17 protein-coding genes are annotated in these 18,870 nt (G+C 72.3%); 13 read left to right on the top strand and 4 right to left on the bottom strand.

Translation table 11 applies throughout. From position 1 onward, the window contains the following. Window positions 1-29: 29 nt before the first annotated feature. The 9 genes from rsmI (at window position 30) to ABEB00_RS19125 (ending at window position 11,081) form a co-directional block, all read left to right on the top strand. A complete protein-coding gene (gene rsmI / locus ABEB00_RS19165) occupies window positions 30-887 on the top strand; it encodes a 16S rRNA (cytidine(1402)-2'-O)-methyltransferase (RefSeq protein ID WP_345621054.1) in 858 nt (285 codons plus the stop codon). A gap of 232 nt (window positions 888-1,119) precedes the next feature. Beyond that, a complete protein-coding gene (locus ABEB00_RS19160; protein WP_345621053.1) occupies window positions 1,120-1,560 on the top strand; it encodes a hypothetical protein in 441 nt (146 codons plus the stop codon). A 34-nt stretch (window positions 1,561-1,594) separates the two neighbouring features. Beyond that, window positions 1,595-2,482, top strand: coding sequence for a TatD family hydrolase (locus ABEB00_RS19155; RefSeq protein ID WP_345621052.1), 888 nt, complete (start codon window positions 1,595-1,597; stop codon window positions 2,480-2,482). 22 nt (window positions 2,483-2,504) lie between these two features. Continuing rightward, window positions 2,505-3,389, top strand: a complete 885-nt coding sequence (rsmA, locus tag ABEB00_RS19150) for a 16S rRNA (adenine(1518)-N(6)/adenine(1519)-N(6))-dimethyltransferase RsmA (RefSeq protein ID WP_345621051.1) — start codon at window positions 2,505-2,507, stop codon at window positions 3,387-3,389. A gap of 30 nt (window positions 3,390-3,419) precedes the next feature. Then, window positions 3,420-4,364: a 4-(cytidine 5'-diphospho)-2-C-methyl-D-erythritol kinase gene (locus tag ABEB00_RS19145; protein ID WP_345621050.1), complete on the top strand. Its 945-nt coding sequence runs from the start codon at window positions 3,420-3,422 to the stop codon at window positions 4,362-4,364. 22 nt (window positions 4,365-4,386) lie between these two features. Further along, window positions 4,387-6,198, top strand: a complete 1,812-nt coding sequence (locus ABEB00_RS19140) for an ABC-F family ATP-binding cassette domain-containing protein (RefSeq protein WP_345621049.1) — start codon at window positions 4,387-4,389, stop codon at window positions 6,196-6,198. A gap of 233 nt (window positions 6,199-6,431) precedes the next feature. Further along, entirely contained in the window at window positions 6,432-8,390 is a 1,959-nt protein-coding gene (locus ABEB00_RS19135) for an outer membrane protein assembly factor BamB family protein (protein WP_345621048.1), read from the top strand. Between the two features lie 55 nt (window positions 8,391-8,445). After that, complete coding sequence (locus ABEB00_RS19130; RefSeq protein ID WP_345621047.1) at window positions 8,446-10,230, top strand: outer membrane protein assembly factor BamB family protein; 1,785 nt, start codon at window positions 8,446-8,448, stop codon at window positions 10,228-10,230. Window positions 10,231-10,406: 176 nt separating this feature from the next. Beyond that, window positions 10,407-11,081: a helix-turn-helix transcriptional regulator gene (locus tag ABEB00_RS19125; protein ID WP_345621045.1), complete on the top strand. Its 675-nt coding sequence runs from the start codon at window positions 10,407-10,409 to the stop codon at window positions 11,079-11,081. 137 nt (window positions 11,082-11,218) lie between these two features. On the opposite strand, the gene ABEB00_RS19120 is transcribed toward ABEB00_RS19125, so the two are convergent. After that, window positions 11,219-11,521 (bottom strand): hypothetical protein, encoded by a 303-nt coding sequence (locus tag ABEB00_RS19120; protein ID WP_345621044.1) that lies wholly within the window; start codon window positions 11,519-11,521, stop codon window positions 11,219-11,221. Window positions 11,522-11,542: 21 nt separating this feature from the next. After that, window positions 11,543-13,222, bottom strand: coding sequence for a sodium:solute symporter family protein (locus tag ABEB00_RS19115; RefSeq protein ID WP_345621043.1), 1,680 nt, complete (start codon window positions 13,220-13,222; stop codon window positions 11,543-11,545). Between the two features lie 187 nt (window positions 13,223-13,409). Here ABEB00_RS19115 and galT point away from each other — a divergent pair, with 187 nt between their 5' ends. The 3 genes from galT (at window position 13,410) to galK (ending at window position 16,674) form a co-directional block, all read left to right on the top strand. Further along, the gene (gene galT, locus ABEB00_RS19110) at window positions 13,410-14,471 is read left to right on the top strand and encodes a galactose-1-phosphate uridylyltransferase (protein WP_345621042.1); all 1,062 of its coding nucleotides are present in this window, start codon (window positions 13,410-13,412) and stop codon (window positions 14,469-14,471) included. Next, window positions 14,468-15,427 carry a UDP-glucose 4-epimerase GalE gene (galE, locus tag ABEB00_RS19105; RefSeq protein ID WP_345621041.1) on the top strand — a complete coding sequence of 320 codons (960 nt, stop codon included), beginning with the start codon at window positions 14,468-14,470 and terminating at the stop codon, window positions 15,425-15,427. Before galT ends, galE begins: the two co-directional genes overlap by 4 nt. A gap of 68 nt (window positions 15,428-15,495) precedes the next feature. After that, window positions 15,496-16,674, top strand: coding sequence for a galactokinase (gene galK / locus ABEB00_RS19100; protein ID WP_345621040.1), 1,179 nt, complete (start codon window positions 15,496-15,498; stop codon window positions 16,672-16,674). Window positions 16,675-16,753: 79 nt separating this feature from the next. Here the strand turns inward: galK and ABEB00_RS19095 are convergent, their stop codons facing one another. Further along, window positions 16,754-17,233, bottom strand: a complete 480-nt coding sequence (locus ABEB00_RS19095; RefSeq protein ID WP_345621086.1) for a GNAT family N-acetyltransferase — start codon at window positions 17,231-17,233, stop codon at window positions 16,754-16,756. A 309-nt stretch (window positions 17,234-17,542) separates the two neighbouring features. Here ABEB00_RS19095 and ABEB00_RS19090 point away from each other — a divergent pair, with 309 nt between their 5' ends. Further along, window positions 17,543-18,310: a response regulator transcription factor gene (locus ABEB00_RS19090; protein WP_345621038.1), complete on the top strand. Its 768-nt coding sequence runs from the start codon at window positions 17,543-17,545 to the stop codon at window positions 18,308-18,310. On the opposite strand, the gene ABEB00_RS19085 is transcribed toward ABEB00_RS19090, so the two are convergent. Beyond that, complete coding sequence (locus ABEB00_RS19085; RefSeq protein WP_345621037.1) at window positions 18,269-18,766, bottom strand: MarR family winged helix-turn-helix transcriptional regulator; 498 nt, start codon at window positions 18,764-18,766, stop codon at window positions 18,269-18,271. The two genes, ABEB00_RS19090 and ABEB00_RS19085, sit on opposite strands and share 42 nt — an antisense overlap. Between the last annotated feature and the right edge of the window lie 104 nt (window positions 18,767-18,870).

Genomic DNA, 18,870 nt, shown 5'->3' with positions numbered 1-18,870 from the left:
CCGTCCTTGCCCCCTGCGAGGATGGAAACGTGACAGTCGCAACCGGACTCCTGGTCCTCGCAGGCACCCCCATCGGTGACCTCTCCGACGCCCCGCCCCGGCTCGCCGCGGAACTGGCGGGCGCCGACGTCGTCGCCGCGGAGGACACCCGGCGGCTGCGCCGCCTCACCCAGGCCCTCGGGGTGACGCCCAAGGGGCGCGTGGTGTCGTACTTCGAGGGCAACGAGGCCGCCCGCACACCGGAGCTGGTCGAGGCGCTGGCCGGCGGGGCGCGGGTGCTGCTGGTGACCGACGCGGGCATGCCCTCGGTCTCCGACCCCGGCTACCGGCTGGTCGCCGCCGCCGTCGAGCGGGACGTGAAGGTCACCGCGGTGCCCGGCCCGTCCGCCGTGCTCACCGCGCTCGCCCTGTCCGCGCTGCCGGTGGACCGCTTCTGCTTCGAGGGCTTCCTGCCCCGCAAGGCCGGCGAGCGCCTCACCCGGCTGCGCGAGGTCGCCGCCGAGCGCCGCACCCTCGTCTACTTCGAGGCCCCGCACCGCCTCGACGACACCCTCGCCGCCATGGCCGAGGTCTTCGGCACCGACCGCCGCGCCGCCGTCTGCCGCGAGCTGACCAAGACGTACGAGGAGGTCAAGCGCGGCCCGCTGGGCGAACTGGCGGCCTGGGCGGCCGAGGGCGTGCGCGGCGAGATCACCGTCGTCGTCGAGGGCGCCCCGGCCAAGAGCGCGGCGGAGACCGGCCCCGAGGAACTGGTGCGCAGGGTGCGGGTGCGCGAGGAGGCGGGGGAGCGGCGCAAGGAGGCGATCGCCGCGGTCGCCGTCGAGGCGGGCGTGCCCAAGCGCGAGGTGTTCGACGCGGTGGTGGCGGCGAAGAACGCCGGCGCGTAGACCGGGACACCGGCGGGCGAGCCGGACGCCGGTGCGCGCCCGCGCCCCATGGGCCGGCAAACGGACGGTCGGCCAGGCAAAGGCGGAACCGCCCCGAACGGCCGCTTCGGCAAGGAAGCCCCAAATCGTCGCCAACAATCGACAGCTCTGGTGCATTCGTTCCGGTACGGGCATCCACTGGAGGAGGAACGGGACGTCCAGCCCCCATCTCCAGAGGATCACGGGAGTCGGCATGAGCGACAGCACAGGGCAACCCGGACCGCGCGCGGGAGCGTCGGCGGTCGTCCACGAGTCGTACTCGTTCGCGTGCATGCGGTGCGGGAACGGCTGGGAGCAGTCCTACGAGATCGAGCACCACGCGGACGCCTCGGGCCGGCGGTTCGTGCGGTACGTGGCGGACGGGCGGATCGTGCCCTCGCCGCTGGGCCGGCCCGCCTGCCACAACTGCGGCGGGAACGTCGTACGGATCATGCGGGCCGGCCGGGTCGCCTCGGCGCGGGACGCGGCGTACGGACCGCGCCGGGTGGCGGCGCCCGCCGCGACGGTCCCCGGGCCGGTCGAGGTGGCGCCCGCCGGGCCGGTCGAGGTGGCTGCGGGCACCGGCGCCGAAGGGCACCACTGGCACCTCTCCGACCTGCTGCACGTCCTCCACCTGCACCGCAAGGCGAGCTGACCGCCCGGGGGGCCGGGTTCCGTAGGATCGGGGCATGCCTTCGAACGCCCCGGCCGACAAGAACGCGGCGCCCCCGCCGCCCGAACCCCTGCGCGTGCCGGTCGCCGACTCGCACACCCACCTCGACATGCAGCCGGGCACGGTGGCGCAGGGCCTCGCCGAGGCCGCGTCCGTGGGCGTCACCACGGTCGTCCAGGTCGGCTGCGACCTCGCCGGATCGCGCTGGGCGGCCCAGACGGCGGCCGCGTACGACAGCGTCCACGCCACCGTCGCCCTGCACCCCAACGAGGCGCCGCGGATCGTCCACGGCGACCCTGGGGGAGACCGGTCCCGGCAGGGCGCGCGCGTGCCCGGCGGGGACGCCGCCCTGGACGAGGCGCTCGCCGAGATCGACCGGCTCGCAGCCCTCCCGCAGGTCAAGGGCGTCGGCGAGACGGGACTCGACCACTTCCGCACCGGACCGGAGGGGAGGGGGGCCCAGGAACGGTCGTTCCGGGCGCACATCGAGATCGCCAAGCGGCACGGCAAGGCCCTGGTCATCCACGACCGCGAGGCTCACGCCGACGTCCTGCGCGTGCTCAAGGAGGAGGGCGCCCCCGAGCGGACCGTCTTCCACTGCTACTCCGGCGACGCCGAGATGGCCGGGATCTGCGCCGAGGCCGGCTACTACATGTCCTTCGCCGGGAACGTCACCTTCAAGAACGCCCAGAACCTGCGCGACGCCCTCGCGGTGGCGCCGCTGGAACTGGTCCTGGTGGAGACCGACGCGCCCTTCCTCACCCCGGCGCCCTACCGGGGCCGGCCCAACGCCCCCTACCTGATCCCCGTCACCGTCCGCGCGATGGCGGCCGTGCGCGGCCTCGACGAGGACACCCTCGCCACCGCCCTCGCGGCCAACACGGCACGGGCCTTCGACTACTGACACCCCGGGCTACCCTTGCACGGTGAGCAGCCCCACCCCTCCCGACGCCCTCCTGGGCCCCGCCGACGTCCGCGAACTCGCGGCGGTCCTCGGCGTGCGGCCCACCAAGCAGCGCGGCCAGAACTTCGTCATCGACGCCAACACGGTCCGCCGTATCGTGCGCACCGCGGGCGTCCGCCCCGACGACGTGGTGGTCGAGGTGGGGCCCGGTCTCGGCTCGCTCACCCTGGCCCTGCTGGAGGCGGCCGACCGGGTCGTCGCCGTCGAGATCGACGACGTCCTCGCCGCCGCCCTCCCCGCCACCGTCACCGCCCGCAGGCCCGAGCGCGCCGACCGGTTCACGCTCGTGCACTGCGACGCCATGCGGGTCACCGAGCTGCCGGGCCCGGCCCCGACCGCGCTCGTCGCCAACCTGCCGTACAACGTGGCCGTGCCCGTCCTGCTGCACATGCTGGAGACCTTCCCGAGCATCGAGCGGACCCTGGTCATGGTGCAGGCGGAGGTCGCCGACCGGCTCGCCGCCGGACCCGGCTCCAGGGTGTACGGCGTGCCCTCCGTGAAGGCCAACTGGTACGCCGAGGTCAAGCGGGCCGGCTCGATCGGCCGGAACGTGTTCTGGCCCGCGCCGAACGTCGACAGCGGCCTGGTGTCGCTGGTCCGCCGCCCCGAGCCGCTGCGCACGACCGCCTCCCGGAGCGAGGTCTTCGCCGTCGTCGACGCGGCCTTCGCCCAGCGCCGCAAGACCCTGCGGGCCGCGCTGGCCGGCTGGGCCGGGTCGGCCGCCGCCGCCGAGGCCGCCCTGGTCGCCGCGGGCGTCTCACCGCAGGCCCGCGGCGAGGCGCTGAGCGTGGAAGAGTTCGTACGTGTCGCCGAGAACAAGACACGTATCGCCGAGAACGAGAAGTGACACCCAGAAGTGACGGAGAGTGACGAGCACGTGAGTGTGACGGTCCGCGTCCCCGCCAAGGTCAACGTCCAGCTCGCGGTGGGCCCCGCCCGCCTCGACGGCTTCCACGACCTGGCCAACGTCTTCCTCGCCGTCGGCCTCTACGACGAGGTCACCGCGGCCCCCGCCGAGAAGCTCCGGATCACCTGCGAGGGCCCGGACGCCGGCCTGGTCCCGCTGGACCGCACCAACCTCGCGGCCCGCGCCGCCGAAGCGCTCGCCGAGCGGTACGGCCGCACACCCGACGTGCACCTGCACATCACCAAGGACATCCCGGTGGCCGGCGGCATGGCGGGCGGCAGCGCGGACGGCGCCGCCGCCCTGGTCGCCTGCGACGCGCTCTGGGGCACCGGCGCCTCCCGCGACGTGCTGCTGGAGATCTGCGCCGAACTGGGCAGCGACGTGCCCTTCAGCCTGGTCGGCGGCGCGGCGCTCGGCACCGGACGCGGCGAACGGCTCACCGCGCTGGAGGTGGGCGGCACCTTCCACTGGGTCTTCGCGACCGCCGCGCGCGGCCTGTCCACCCCGGCCGTCTTCCGCGAGTTCGACCGGCTCGGCGAGGGCGTGGACATTCCCGCGCCCGTCGCCTCCCGGCCGGTCCTGGACGCCCTCGCCAAGGGCGACGCCGCCGCCCTCGCGGTGGCCGTCTCCAACGATCTCCAGCCCGCGGCGCTCTCCCTCTTCCCCGAACTCGCCGACACCCTCGCCGCGGGCCGCGCGGCCGGCGCCCTCACCGGCCTCGTCTCCGGTTCCGGCCCCACCACCGCCTTCCTCGCCGCCGACGCCAACGCCGCGGCCGAGATCGCCGCCGTGCTGCGCGCCTCCGGCACCTGCGCGTCGGCCCGGGTCGCCGAGGCCCCGGCGGCGGGGGCGGGGGCGGCGGGAGCGACGGCGGTCGCCGGGCCGCTGCCCGCAGGGCCTACGCTGGAAGGCTGAACGTCCCCCAGGCAGGAGAAAAATGGCCGTCAACCTGGTCAATGTCGAGAACGTCAGCAAGGTGTACGGCACCCGGGCCCTGCTGGACGGCGTCTCCCTCGGCGTCTCCGAGGGCGACCGCATCGGCGTCGTGGGCCGCAACGGCGACGGCAAGACCACGCTGATCCGGATGCTCGCCAAGCTGGAGGAGGCCGACACCGGCCGCGTCACCCACCTCGGCGGGCTGCGCCTGGGCGTGCTCACCCAGCACGACTCCCTCGACCCCGCCGCCACCGTGCGGCACGAGGTCATCGGTGACCTGGCCGACCACGAGTGGGCGGGCAACTCCAAGATCAGGGACGTGCTGACCGGCCTCTTCGGCGGCCTGGACCTGCCCGGCTTCCCGCAGGGCCTGGACACCGTCATCGGCCCGCTCTCCGGCGGAGAGCGCCGCCGGATCGCGCTCGCCAAGCTCCTCATCGACGAGCAGGACCTGGTCGTCCTGGACGAGCCGACCAACCACCTCGACGTCGAGGGCATCGCCTGGCTCGCCCGCCACCTGCGCGAGCGCCGCTCCGCGCTGGTCTGCGTCACCCACGACCGCTGGTTCCTCGACCAGGTCTGCACCCGCATGTGGGACGTGCAGAAGGGCGACGTCTTCGAGTACGAGGGCGGCTACTCCGACTACGTCTTCGCCCGCGCCGAGCGCGAGCGGATCGCCGCCACCGAGGAGGTCAAGCGGCAGAACCTGGTCCGCAAGGAGCTGGCCTGGCTGCGCCGCGGCGCCCCCGCCCGCACCTCCAAGCCGAGGTTCCGGGTCGAGGCCGCCAACGAGCTGATCGCGGACGTGCCCCCGCCCCGGGACAGCAGCGAGCTGATGAAGTTCGCCTCCTCCCGGCTCGGCAGGACCGTCTTCGACCTGGAGGACGTGACCGTCCAGGCCGGCCCCAAGGTGCTGCTCAAGCACCTGACCTGGCAGCTCGGCCCCGGCGACCGGTTCGGCCTGGTCGGTGTCAACGGCGCCGGCAAGACCTCCCTGCTGCGCGCGCTCGCCGAGGCCGCCTACAGCGGGGGCGAGCACCAGCCGGCCGGCGGCCAGGTCAAGGTCGGCCGGACGGTCAAGCTGGCCTACCTCTCCCAGGAGGTCGCCGAACTCGACCCCGCCTGGCGGGTGCTGGAGGCCGTGCAGCAGGTCCGGGAACGCGTCGACCTCGGCAAGGGCCGCGAGATGACCGCCGGACAGCTCTGCGAGACCTTCGGCTTCGGCAAGGAGAAGCAGTGGACGCCGGTCGGCGACCTCTCCGGCGGTGAGCGCCGCCGCCTGCAGATCCTCCGGCTCCTCATGGACGAGCCCAACGTCCTCTTCCTCGACGAGCCCACCAACGACCTCGACATCGAGACCCTCACGCAGTTGGAGGACGTCCTCGACGGCTGGCCCGGGTCGATGATCGTCATCTCCCACGACCGGTTCTTCGTCGAGCGCACCACCGACCGCGTCTTCGCCCTGCTCGGCGACGGCGCGCTGCGGATGCTGCCGCGCGGCATCGACGAGTACCTGGAGCGCCGGCTGCGCATGGAGGAGGCGGCCGCCGCCTCGGTCCCGGCCGCGGCGGTGCCGGCCACCGCCGGGACCGAGAGGAGCGCCGCCGACCAGCGCGTCGCCAAGAAGGAACTGCAGAAGATCGAGCGGCAGTTGGACAAGGTCGCCGAGCGCGAGACCAAGCTGCACGCGCGGATCGCCGAGAACGCCACGGACTTCGCGAAGGTGGCCGAACTCGACACCGAGCTGCGGGAGCTGTCCGGTCAGCGCGACGAACTGGAGATGCGCTGGCTGGAACTGGCCGAGGACGCCTGACACCGCACACAAGAGGCGCGCGGTGCGTGAAGGGGGCGTGAAGGCGCGTAACAGGGGCATCACAGGGCGGTTCTCCCTTGGGAACGGGTACGGGACGAACCGGTGTGACGTGTGTTCCGGGTGATAAAAAGGGCCGTCCGAGACTGTCTGAGAATCGCCTGAGAAACACGGGGTGTGTCGGAAACGCAGCACCGTCGGCGCGGCGTCACATCCGTCACGAGGGGGAACCACTGATGAGCCAGCCGCCCAACCAGCCGCCGAACGAGCCGCCCAGCCAGCCGCCCGGCGAGCCCTCGGGCCGGCCGTCGCAGGGCGGCTTCGGCCCGCCCCAGGACCCGCCGCCGCAGGCCCCGCCGGTTCCGCAGGGCCCGCCCCCGCCGGTTCCGCAGGGCCCGCCCCCGCCGGCTCCGCAGGGCCCGCCCCCGCCGGCTCCGCAGGGCCCGCCCCCGCCGCCGCAGGGCGCCCCGCCCCAGCCCGGTTACGGATACCCGCAGAGCCCCCCGCCCGGCCCGCCCGGCTACGGACAGCCGCCGCATCCGGCTTACGGACAGCCGCAACAGCCGGGCCACGGACAGCCGCAGCAGCCGGTCTACGGCCAGCCGCAGCCGGGTTACGGACACCCGCAGCAGCCGGGGCCGTACGCCCAGCCCGGTCCCTACGGACAAGCCCAGCAGCCCGGCCCGTACGGCGGCCCGCCCGGCTACGGCCCTCCGCAGCAGCCCGGTCACCCCGGCGCCCCCGGCATGCCGCCGCCCGGCGGTTCCCGCAACCCCTTCAGGGGCAAGCCGGGACTGGCCGTCGCCGCGGCCGTCGCCGGGCTCCTCGTCATCGGCGGCGGGGTGTACGCGATCACCGCGACCGGTGACGACGGCGGCAAGGAACCGGTAGCCCAGGGCAGCGACGACCCCCGACCGGCCTCCCCCTCGGCCTCGGCCTCCGGGAGCGGTGGCACCGACGCGGGCGGCGCCGACCCGGACCACCTCAACCAGGGCCGCGCCGCCGGCGACTCCCGGGTGCTCTGGTACAAGCCCGCGCCCGACGTGGGCGCCTCCGGAGCCGACGCCCCCGGCCTGTGGATCACCGGCAAGACGGCCGTGAAGGCCGCGTACAAACAGCTCTACGCCTACCGCGTCGGGGACGGCGAGGCCGCCTGGGACCCGATCGCCTTCCCGCAGAAGATCTGCTCGGTCACCACGGAGAAGAGCGCCGACGACAAGGTCGTCGTCGCGTACATGAGCGGCTCAAGCGACCGCGCCAAGTGCAACCAGCTCCAGCAGATCGACCTCGACACCGGCGCGAAGGGCTGGTCCCAGAAGATCCCCGACGGCGAGCTGTTCGACTCCACGCTCTCCGTCGAACTGAGCCTCACCGGCGACACCCTGATGGTCGGCCGCTCCCAGTCGGGGACGGCGTTCGACGTCACCAGCGGCGACAGGCTCTACGACAAGAAGCGGTACGGCGACGCCTGCTTCCCCGCCGGTTTCGCAGGCGGCGAGCGGCTGATCCAGGTCGCCTCCTGCGGCGCCGGCACCGACGACGAGCACGACGAACTCCAGGAACTGGACCCGAGGACCGGCAAGGTCAAGTGGACCTACCAGTACGAGAAGGGGTGGCGGATCGCCCGCGCCTACTCCCTCGACCCGGTCGTCGTCTACGCCACCAACAAGGACAAGAAGAGCTGGAACATCTCCAGCTTCGCCGGTGGCGAGGTCACCTCCCAGGTCGACGTGGACGAGGAGTTCGCGCCCTCCTGCGGCTGGGCCGTCCTCGAACGTGACCTCCAGGGCTGCCAGGGCGTCGTCGTCGCCGACGACACGCTCTACCTGCCGACCAAGGCCCTCACCGGCGCCAACGAGATCGTCGCGATCAGCCTCGCCAGCGGCAAGGAGGAGTGGCGGGTGAAGTCCCCGGCCGACGAGTCGATGATCCCGGTCCGGGTCGACGGCCCGAACCTCGTGGCGTACGTCGACGCGTCCTACGACGCGGGCGGCCAGGTCGTCTCCGTACCCACCGGCGGCAGCGCCCACAAGCCGGTGAAGCTGCTGCAGAACCCGCAGAGCGCCGCGGACGTCGAGGGCGGCTTCTACTCCAAGCAGGTCGTCTGGGCCGACGACCGCCTCTACGTCGCCACGACGCGCCTGACCGGCAACGACGCGGCGAAGGAAAAGCTGATGCTCGTCTACGGCAAGTGAGCCTCCGCCCCCGTCCGTTCCGCCGTCCCCGCCCCCACTCCGAGGTGTCCGCCCCATGAGCCAGCCGCCGCCCCCGCCGCCCCAGCCGCCCCAGCCTCCTCAGCAGCCGCCCCAGCCGCCGCAGGGGGGCGGTGGCGGGTTCGGTCCGCCGCAGCAGCCGCCGCCGCCCGGGTACGGGTATCCGCAGCAGCCCGCGCCGTCCGGGTACGGGTATCCCGGGCAGCCGCCGGCCCCGGCCTACGGGCAGCAGCCGGGGCCGAATCCGTACGGGCAGCCGACCCCGCCCTACGGGCAGCAGCTCGGCTACGCCTATCCGCCGCCGCACACCCCCTACCCGACGCAGCCGATCGGGCCCGGCGGGCCCGGTGGCGGCAGGAACAGGACCGTCGCCGTCGTCGTGGCCGCCGTCGTCGCGCTCGCGCTCGTCGTCGGCGGCGTCGTCTGGTTCGCCCACTCCTCCGGTGACGAGGGCGGCAAGGACGACACCGCCACCTCCGGCTCCACCACCGGCGGCGGGGACGAGAAGGGCGGTACCGACGGCCCCGCGGTCGCCGACGGGCAGGAGAAGGTGCCCGCCGACCCCGCCTCCGAGGTCCTCTTCCAGGTCCCGTCCCCCAAGGTGGACAAGGACGAGCGGAGCGTCGTCGTGGCCGGCTCCTGGCTCACCGACAAGGTGTACGCCAAGAGCGGCATCGCCGAGATCACCGGCTACGACCCCGGGAAGGGCGACGAGCTGTGGACCATCCCGCTGGCGGGCCCGGTCTGCACGGTCAGCAAGTACGTCACCGTCGACAACAAGGCGGCCGTCGTCCACCAGCCCGCCATGCCGACCAGGGCCAAGCCCTCGCAGGGGTGCAGCCAGGTCACCCTCATCGACCTCGACACGGGCCGCATGCTCTGGTCCAAGGAGGCCAAGGCGGAGCGGAGCGGCGACCGGCCGATGGCCTTCAGCAACGTCACCGTCAGCAAGGACACGGTCGCCGCGGGCGGCCTCGCCGGCGGGGTCGGCTGGGACATCTCCTCGGGCGCCACGCTGTGGTCCCCGAAGGCGGACGACTCCTGCTACGACAACGGTTACGGCGGTGGCCCGAAGCTGGTCGTGGTGCGCAAGTGCGGTGAACTGGACGCGCGGCAGCTCCACATCCAGACCATCGACCCGAAGACCGGGAAGGTCGTCTCGGAGTACGAGATGGCCCCGGGCATCGAGTACGCGGCCGTCGTCTCCACCGATCCGCTGGTGGTCGCCGCCGACGTCGGCGACTCCGCCGGTGACGGCAGCGGCATCTCGGACTTCTTCTCCCTCGACAACAAGACCGGCAAGCTCCGCAACCGCATCTCGGCGCCCGGCAAGAACTTCGCCGCCCGCTGCGACGCGATCAGCAGGGTCGAGCAGTGCAGCGGGCTCACGGTCGGCAACGACCGGCTGTACATCGCGACCGAGGAGCACAAGGGCAGCGGCGAGTCCTACAGCTTCACCAACGAGATCGTCGTCTTCGACCTGGCCACCGGCAAGCAGACCGGCGAGCGCGCCGACGCGGGCGACGGCTACACGATGACTCCGCTGCGGATGGACGGCGGCGATGTGATCGCCTACAAGGAGCCGCCGTACAACAAGGGCGGGCAGGTCGTGAGCATCGACGGCCGTACGTTCGAGGAGACCAAGCTGCTGGAGAACCCCGCGACGAAGAACGTGCGCGACGTGGAGACCCAGATGCAGCCCGAGTACGCGGAGATCATCTACTCGCAGGGGCGGCTGTACCTGGCGGCGCAGTTCGCCAGCGCGCTGAGCGCCTCGGACGACAAGCGGTACCTGACGGTCGCGTTCGGTGCGAGCGGCTGATCAGTAACCGGAGATCTGTGCGGTCGCGGCCCCGTCCCTGGTCAGGGACGGGGCCGCGGTGCGAGCGATTTCGGCGATCCGGGGCGCTTCTCACCGGTAGGGGCAGCGCGACGTCGAACAAGCGTGTAGCTTCCGGGGGCAGGCCGGGGGACTGTGGGGAACTGGGGGGTTGCTCGATGGGAGTGCGGCTGATGGTGGTCGACGACCACCGACTGCTCGCCGAGGCGCTGGCCTCGGCGCTGAAGCTGCGCGGGCACCGGGTGCTCGCCGCGGCGGCGCCGCCCGCCGGGGCGGCGGATCTGGTGATCAGCCGGGCGCCCGAGGTGTGCCTGCTGGGGACGGCCACGCCGGCCGAGCCGGGGATCTTCGACCCCGTGGTGCGGATCAAACGGGACCGGCCGCAGGTGGCGGTGGTGGTGCTGGGGCCGGTGCCGAGCCCCCGGGGGATAGCGGCGGCCTTCGCGGCGGGGGCGTCGGGGTACGTGCGGCACGACGAGCGGATAGAGGGCGTCGAGCGGGCGATCATGAAGGCGCGGGCCGGGGAGGCCGCGGTGGCGCCGGCGCTGTTGCAGGGGGCGTTCGCGGAGCTGCTGAATCCGGTGGCGCAGCCGGACGACGAGGGGCAGCGGCTGCTGCAGATGCTGACGCCTCGGGAGGTGGAGGTGCTGGTGCGGGTCGCGGACGGGGAGGACACGCGGCTGATCGCGGCGGGGATGGGGATCGCGCCGTCCACCGCCCGCACCCATGTGCAGCGGGTGCTGATGAAGCTGGGGGTGGGGTCGCGGCTGGAGGCCGCCGCGCTGGCGGCCCGTACGGGGCTGCTGGACCGGGCGGTCGCCTCCGGCGGGTGAGCGGGCATGCCTGCGGCGGCCTGTGGCCGGTTCGGCGGGGGTGCGGGCGGACACCCCCCCGTCCCCTTGCCGCCGTACGCGGGGCCTGGCCCCCCGCCCCGGCTTCGACGCCGGGGCGGGTCATGCGGGCCTCGGATCTACTCGTCCGTCGGCGTGGCCGCGGGGGGCGGCGGGGCCGTCGGGCGGAGCTTCAGCCAGGCCAGGAAGAACAGGCCGAGGAGCAGCATGCCCAGGCCGGTCCAGAGGTTGATGTTGACGCCCTCGGCCTTGTCGATGTCGGCGTCGGACGCCGTGAGGCCCGCGATCGTGACGATCACGCCGTAGAGCACGAAGAGACCGCCGATGATCCGCCGGATGTCGAACAGCCGCGCGGCCGTCGCGGACTCGCTCTCCAGCTCGGAGACCTTCTCGTGGACGTTCTTCTCGGAGTGGTCTGACATGTTCTCTCAATCCTCCCGCGGTCAGAACGAGAACGGGATGTAGCAGAGGGCGGCCAGTACGACGGCGCTCCAGCCCAGCAGCGCGGGCTTGCGGTACCAGGCGTCGTCTCCCTCGGCGGGCGGCTCGGACATGCCGGGGGAGGTGGTGCCGTAGACCAGGCCCTGCAGTTCGGCGGCCGGCTTCGGCGTGGTGAACAGGGTGACGACGACCATGACCACCGCGCCCGCGACGAAGCCCGCGATCGCGGAGACGAAGTTGGCGCCCTGGTCGGAGGGGATGTCGATGACGCCCTGCTTGTACAGCCAGAAGTAGTTCACCATCGCGGCCGTGGTGCCCGCGACCAGGCCCCAGAAGCCCGACTTCATGGACGCGCGCTTCCAGAACATGCCGATGATGAAGACCACGAACATCGGGACGTTGAAGAAGGAGAACAGCGTCTGGAGGTAACTCATGATGTTGGAGAAGGAGGAGGCCAGGAACGCCGTGCCGATCGAGGCCAGGACGCCGACCGCGGTGATCAGGCGGCCGAAGCGCACGTAGTAGGCGTCCTCGCGGTCCTTGACCACGTACTTCTGCCAGATGTCGGTGGTGAACACCGTGTTGAAGGACGAGATGTTGGCCGCCATGCCCGCCATGAAGGCGGCGAGGAGGCCGGTGACCGCGATGCCCAGGACGCCGTTGGGGAGCAACTGCTCCATGAGGTACGGGATCGCGTCGTTGTACTGGAGGTCGGAGCCGGGGGTGCCGATCTTGGGGACCAGCGCGGCGGCGACCAGACCCGGGATCATCACCAGGAAGACGATGAAGATCTTCGGGAACGCGGCGATCAGCGGGGTGCGCTTGGCGGCGGAGATGTTCTTCGCGGAGAGCGCGCGCTGCACCTCGGCGAAGTTGGTCGTCCAGTAGCCGAAGGAGAGGACGAAGCCGAGGCCGAGGACGATGGTCAGCCAGTTGGCGCCGAGCGGGTTGTCGCTGCCGATGCCGGTGCCGCCCCACGACGTCATGAAGTCGGCGCCGTGCTGTGCGGAGAGGTTGCCGGACAGACCGTCCCAGCCGCCGACCTTCTTCAGGCCCAGGATGGTGATCGGGATCAGGGCCGCCATGATCACGAAGAACTGGAGGACCTCGTTGTAGATCGCCGAGGAGAGGCCGCCGAGGGTGATGTAGGCGAGGACGAAGAAGCCGGCGACCACGATGGCCACCCACTCCGGCCAGCCGAGGAGCGCCTCGACGACGATCGCGAGGGCGTACAGGTTGACGCCCGCGATCAGGATCGCCGCGACGGCGAACAGGATCGAGCTGAGCATGTGCGCCGCTTTGTCGAAGCGGAGCAGCAGGAACTCCGGGACCGAGCGGACCTTGGAGCCGTAGTAGAACGGCATCATCACCAGGCCGAGGAAGACCATGGCCGGGATGGCGCCGATCCAGTACCAGTGCGTGGTGTAGACGCCGTACTGGGCGGAGTTGGCGGCCATGCCGAGGATCTCGGTGGCCCCCAGGTTGGCCGCCACGAAGGCGAGTCCGGTGACCCAGGCGGGCAGCGAGCGGCCGGACAGGAAGAAGTCGAGGCTCGTCTTGACCGAGCGCCGGGCGGCGAAGCCGATGCCCAGCACGACCAGGAAGTAGATCGCGAGGATCGAGTAGTCGAGCCAGTTGGTGGGGAGTCGAAGCTCCGCGGCCAGATATGTGGGGGTTTCCATAAGCACTCGCTTCGTTGCGTGAACTGATCCGGAGCGGAACCTACGCCTCCGCGTTCAGATATTGAACACTTCCGGTGAGGTTCTTTGTTTGATTGTGATGAACGCCGGTCGGGTTGGTTCTGTTGTGTTATGTTTGATTGTGTTGGGTCCTCGGTGGGTGCAGTGGTGGGTGTAGGGAGTCCGGACAGTGAAGAAGACCTCGACCCGGCTGGCCGACGGCCGCGAGCTGATCTACTACGACCTGCGCGACGACACCGTGCGGGACGCCGTGGACCGCCGGCCGCTGGAACCGACCGTCACCTCCTCGCAGATCCGGCGGGACGTGCTGCTGGGGGACGCGGTCGCCGTCGCCTCGCACCGGCAGGGACGTACGTACCACCCGCCGGCCGACCAGTGCCCGCTGTGCCCCACCCGGGGCGACCGGCTGAGCGAGATCCCGGACTCGTCGTACGACGTCGTGGTCTTCGAGAACCGTTTCCCCTCGCTGGCCGGCGACTCCGGACGCTGCGAGGTCGTCTGCTTCACCTCCGACCACCAGGCGTCCTTCGCCTCGCTCAGCGAGGAGCAGGCCCGTCTGGTGCTGGACGCGTGGACGGACCGCACGGCGGAGCTGTCGCATCTGCCCTCCGTTGAGCAGGTGTTCTGTTTCGAGAACCGGGGCGCCGAGATCGGGGTGACACTGGGTCACCCTCATGGGCAGATCTACGCCTACCCCTTCACCACGCCTCGCACCGCCCTGATGTTGCGCCAGGTGGCCGCCCACAAGGAGGCGGCCGGCGGGGAGAACCTCTTCGACACCGTGCTGGCCCGGGAACTGGCGGGCGAACGGCTGGTCCTGGAGGGCGAGCACTGGGCCGCCTTCGTGCCGTACGCCGCGCACTGGCCCTACGAGGTGCACCTCTACCCGAAGCGGCGGGTGCCCGATCTGCTCGCCCTCGGCGAGGCGGCGCGCACCGAGTTTCCCCGGGTCTATCTGGAACTCCTGCGGCGCTTCGACCGGATCTTCGGACCGGACGAGCCGCCCACGCCCTACATCGCGGCCTGGCACCAGGCGCCGTTCGGGCAGTCGGCGGAGTGCGAAGGGGTGACGCGGGACGACTTCGCGCTGCACCTTGAGCTTTTCACCATTCGCCGTACGTCCGGCAAGCTGAAGTTCCTCGCGGGGTCCGAGTCCGGCATGAACGTGTTCATCAACGACGTGCCGCCGGAGACCGCGGCCGAGCGACTGCGAGAGGTAGCGAGTTCATGAGCGGTAAGTACCTGGTCACGGGTGGCGCGGGATACGTCGGCAGCGTGGTCGCCCAGCACCTGCTGGAGGCCGGCCACGAGGTGGTCGTCCTGGACAACCTGTCGACGGGTTTCCGCGAGGGTGTGCCGGCCGGGGCGTCCTTCGTCGAGGGTGACATCCGCGACGCCGCCAAGTGGCTGGACGCCTCCTTCGACGGGGTGCTGCACTTCGCCGCGTTCTCGCAGGTCGGCGAGTCGGTGGTGCAGCCGGAGAAGTACTGGGAGAACAACGTCGGCGGCACCATGGCGCTGCTCGGCGCCATGCGCGCGGCGGGCGTGCGCACCCTGGTCTTCTCCTCGACGGCGGCGACCTACGGGGAGCCGGAGCGGGTCCCGATCGTCGAGTCGGCGCCGACCGCCCCCACCAACCCCTACGGCGCCTCCAAGCTCGCCGTCGACCACATGATCAGCGGCGAGGCGGCCGCCCACGGCCTGGGCGCGGTGTCACTGCGGTACTTCAACGTGGCGGGCGCCTACGGGCAGTGCGGCGAGCGGCACGACCCCGAGTCGCACCTCATTCCGCTGGTCCTCCAGGTCGCCCAGGGCCGCCGGGACGCCATCTCCGTCTACGGCGACGACTACCCGACGCCGGACGGCACCTGCGTGCGCGACTACATCCACGTCGCCGACCTCGCCGAGGCGCACCTGCTGGCGCTGGCCGCCGCCGCGCCGGGCGAGCACCTGATCTGCAACCTCGGCAACGGCAACGGCTTCTCGGTCCGCGAGGTGATCGAGACCGTCCGCCGGGTGACGGGCCACCCGATCCCCGAGGTCGTGGCCCCGCGCCGGGGCGGCGATCCGGCGACCCTGGTGGCGTCGGCCGCCACCGCCCGCGAGAAGCTGGGCTGGAACCCGTCCCGCGCGGACCTCGCGGACATCGTCGCGGACGCGTGGGAGTTCGCGCGCCGAGGTGCGTGACACGGCCGGTCGTCAGCGGCCGGTCGTCAGTGGTCGGTAACAGGTACGAAGAGGGCAGGGGTCAGGGCATGAGCGAGGATGTCGCCGCGGTCGCGCAGGCGGTCGCCGGACGGTTCCGGGAGCTGTACGGGGCCGGACCGGAAGGGGTGTGGGCGGCCCCCGGCCGGGTCAACCTCATCGGCGAGCACACCGACTACAACGACGGCTTCGTCATGCCGTTCGCCCTGCCGCACCAGGCGGTGGCGGCCGTCTCCCGGCGCGACGACGGCGTCCTGCGCCTGCACTCGGCGGACATCGACGCCGGTGTGGCCGAACTGCGCGTGGCCGACCTCCTGCCCGAGTCGGACAAGGGCTGGACGGCGTACCCCTCGGGTGTCGTCTGGGCGCTGCGCGAGGCCGGGCACGAGGTGACCGGCGCCGACATCCACCTCGCCTCGACGGTCCCGGCGGGCGCCGGGCTCTCCTCCTCGGCGGCCCTGGAGGTCGTCGTCGCCCTCGCCCTGAACGACCTGTTCGGCCTGGAACTGCGCGGCTGGCAGCTCGCCCGCCTGTGCCAGCGCGCGGAGAACGTCTACGTCGGCGCCCCGGTCGGCATCATGGACCAGACGGCCTCCGCCTGCTGCGAGGCCGGGCACGCCCTCTTCCTGGACACCCGCGACCTCGCGCAGCGGCAGATTCCCTTCGACCTGGCCGCCGAGGGCCTGCGCCTGCTGGTGGTGGACACCCGGGTCAAGCACTCGCACAGCGAGGGCGAGTACGGCAAGCGGCGCGCGGGCTGCGAGCGCGGCGCCGCCCTCCTCGGTGTCGACGCCCTGCGGGACGTGCCCTACGACGCCCTGGACGAGGCCCTGGAGCGGCTCGCCGACGACGAGGAGGCGCTCCGTCTGGTCCGGCACGTCGTCACCGAGGACCAGCGGGTCGAACGGGCCGTCGCCCTGCTGGAGTCCGGGGAGACCCGCGCCATCGGGCCGGTCCTCTACGAGGGCCACGCCTCCCTGCGCGACGACTTCCGCATCTCCTGCCCCGAACTGGACCTGGTGGTCGACACCGCCTCGGCCGCCGGCGCCCTCGGCGCCCGGATGACGGGCGGCGGTTTCGGCGGCTCGGCGATCGTGCTGACCGAGGCCGCGGCGGTGGACACGCTCACCGAGGCGGTGACGCGGGCGTTCGCGAAGGCCGGTTTCCGCACCCCCCGCGTCTTCGAGGCGGTGCCGTCCCCGGGCGCCCGCCGACTGCGCCGGGCGTGAGCGGCGCCGGGTTCACCGACCGCGCCGGCCTCCCGCGCGGCGCGCCGGTGATCCCGGCCCGACCGGGCCGCCCCGGCCTTCAGGCCAGGCGTTTCACCAGGCCGTACTCCGTGACGCCCGGCGGGTAGTCCTCGATCACGGACACCACCTCGTATCCCTGCTTCCGGTAGAAGTCCGGCGCCTGGAAGTCCCACGTCTCCAGGCGCACGGCCCGGCAGCCCCGCTCGCGGCGCGCGACCTGCTCCGCCCGGTCCAGCAGACGGGAGCCGAGGCCCGCGCCCCGGTGCCGCTCGTCCACCCACAGGTACGTCACGTGCAGCCAGCTCGTCCACGTGTGACCGACCAGTCCGCCGGCCAGTCCGCCGGCCGGCCCCTCTGCCGGGTCCCGGTCCGGGTCCATCAGCCACACGTGCAGCGGCACTTCGCGTTCGTGAGGGGTTCCGCGCAACGCGCGCAGGACCGGTGAGGCCCTGGTGTTCGTCTCCAGCAGCCGTGTGCGCAGCATTTCTCGCCGGATTTTGTCGACTTCTGTCTCAAGAACAAACATGCGGCACACCATAAACGTGCCGGGCCGCCAGTTCTGCAAATACTCTTCCGCTCCCGCCCTTCGTCCGTACCCTGTTGCACAGCACCGGTGGGGGCCGGTGCCGTTCAGGGGGCGAGACAGTCGGGTACGGCGCCCGGTGCGGGGTAGCGGTCACTGCGCGACGGCGGTCGCGCGGCGGTGGCGATCCGTCCCCGGCCACGGCGTCGGACGCAGCGTCAGACGTGTGCACGGATACGGGAAGCGGGCTCCGTACCCGCTCTGCTGTCGTCTTGTGAAGAGGGAGATCCCCTGCTCCCGAGGGAGCCTGGGGAAGGGGGTCACGTGGTTCGCATCCGAGTCCTGGTCGTCGACGACCATCGCATCTTCGCCGAGTCCCTCGCGGCGGCACTGGCCGCCGAACCGGACGTCGACGTCTCCGCGGCGGGCAGCGGCCCGGCCGCGCTGCGCTGCATGGAGCGGGCGACGGCCGAGGGACGGCGGTACGACGTGCTCCTCGTCGACGCCGACCTCGGCGGCAACGTGGCCGCCATGCGGCCCGCCGGTCCCGTGCGGGACGACGGCGAGGACGGACTGGTCGACGGGATCTCGCTGGTCACGGGGGTACGGTCGGCGCAGCCAGGGGTACGGACCGTCGTCCTCGCCGAGAAGGACGACCCGCGGCGGGCGGCGCTCGCCCTCCAGGCCGGCGCCGGTGGCTGGGTGGCGAAGGACTGCTCGCTGTCCCGGCTGCTCACCGTGATCCGGGGAGTGCTGCGCGACGAGACGCACCTGCCGCCCGCCCTGCTCACCGGCGTGCTGCGCGAGCTGACCGCCGCCCGCAAGCACCGCACCGAGAGCGAGCTGCTGGTGGAGTCGCTGACGCCGCGCGAGCGGGAGGTGCTGCGGTGCATGGTCGCGGGGCTCGGCCGCAAGGCCGTCGCCGAGCGGCTGTTCCTCTCCCCGCACACGGTCCGCACCCATATGCAGAACGTCCTCGGCAAGCTCGGCGTCCACTCCACCCTCGCCGCCGTCGCGCTCGCCCGGCGGGCCGGGGTGGGTCCGGTCGACCTATCCGGGGATGTTGTCGAACGGGGCGGTCAACTGGCGTAGCAGTCCCGCCAGCTCGCCGCGCTGGGCGCGGGACAGCTCCGCGAGGATGGCCCGCTCCTGGTCGAGCAGGCCGGCCAGGGCCTGGTCGGCGCGGTCCCGGCCCTCGGCGGTGAGCCGGACCAGCACGCCGCGCCGGTCACTGGGGTCGGGCAGGCGTTCCACCAGGCTCTTGTGGGCCAGCCGGTCGATGCGGTTGGTCATGGTGCCCGAGGTGACCAGGGTCTGGGTGAGCAACTGCCCCGGCGAGAGCTGGTACGGGGTGCCCGCGCGGCGCAGCGCGGTGAGCACGTCGAACTCCCACGGCTCCAACTGGTGCTCGGCGAAGGCCAGCCGGCGGGCGCGGTCCAGGTGCCGGGCCAGTCTGCTGACCCGGCTCAGCACTTCGAGCGGTTCCACGTCGAGGTCCGGGCGCTCCCGGCGCCACGCAGCGACCAGCCGATCGACCTCGTCCTCCATGTCGATCAGTGTAGTGGTTGTGTCGACGTGAAGTCTCTTGACGTCAAGAGAGGTGCGGGTGAGCCTGGAGCAGCACCCGGTCCCGTACCGCCACCATCCCCCGG

It is taken from the genome of Streptomyces ziwulingensis, from assembly GCF_039542605.1.
GTDB classification, from domain to species: Bacteria; Actinomycetota; Actinomycetes; order Streptomycetales; family Streptomycetaceae; genus Streptomyces; species Streptomyces ziwulingensis.
Note: the sequence above shows the minus strand (reverse complement) of the source record. Positions and strands in the feature narration are given on the sequence as shown.

Coding starts and splice junctions, on each gene's coding strand:
- ABEB00_RS19160 (WP_345621053.1), top strand. CDS start 1,120: ATGAGCGACAGCACAGGGCAACCCGGACCGCGCGCGGGAGCGTCGGCG.
- ABEB00_RS19155 (WP_345621052.1), top strand. CDS start 1,595: ATGCCTTCGAACGCCCCGGCCGACAAGAACGCGGCGCCCCCGCCGCCC.
- ABEB00_RS19140 (WP_345621049.1), top strand. CDS start 4,387: ATGGCCGTCAACCTGGTCAATGTCGAGAACGTCAGCAAGGTGTACGGC.
- ABEB00_RS19135 (WP_345621048.1), top strand. CDS start 6,432: ATGAGCCAGCCGCCCAACCAGCCGCCGAACGAGCCGCCCAGCCAGCCG.
- ABEB00_RS19130 (WP_345621047.1), top strand. CDS start 8,446: ATGAGCCAGCCGCCGCCCCCGCCGCCCCAGCCGCCCCAGCCTCCTCAG.
- ABEB00_RS19125 (WP_345621045.1), top strand. CDS start 10,407: ATGGGAGTGCGGCTGATGGTGGTCGACGACCACCGACTGCTCGCCGAG.
- ABEB00_RS19120 (WP_345621044.1), bottom strand. CDS start 11,521: ATGTCAGACCACTCCGAGAAGAACGTCCACGAGAAGGTCTCCGAGCTG.
- ABEB00_RS19115 (WP_345621043.1), bottom strand. CDS start 13,222: ATGGAAACCCCCACATATCTGGCCGCGGAGCTTCGACTCCCCACCAAC.
- galE (WP_345621041.1), top strand. CDS start 14,468: ATGAGCGGTAAGTACCTGGTCACGGGTGGCGCGGGATACGTCGGCAGC.
- galK (WP_345621040.1), top strand. CDS start 15,496: ATGAGCGAGGATGTCGCCGCGGTCGCGCAGGCGGTCGCCGGACGGTTC.
- ABEB00_RS19095 (WP_345621086.1), bottom strand. CDS start 17,233: ATGGTGTGCCGCATGTTTGTTCTTGAGACAGAAGTCGACAAAATCCGG.
- ABEB00_RS19085 (WP_345621037.1), bottom strand. CDS start 18,766: ATGGAGGACGAGGTCGATCGGCTGGTCGCTGCGTGGCGCCGGGAGCGC.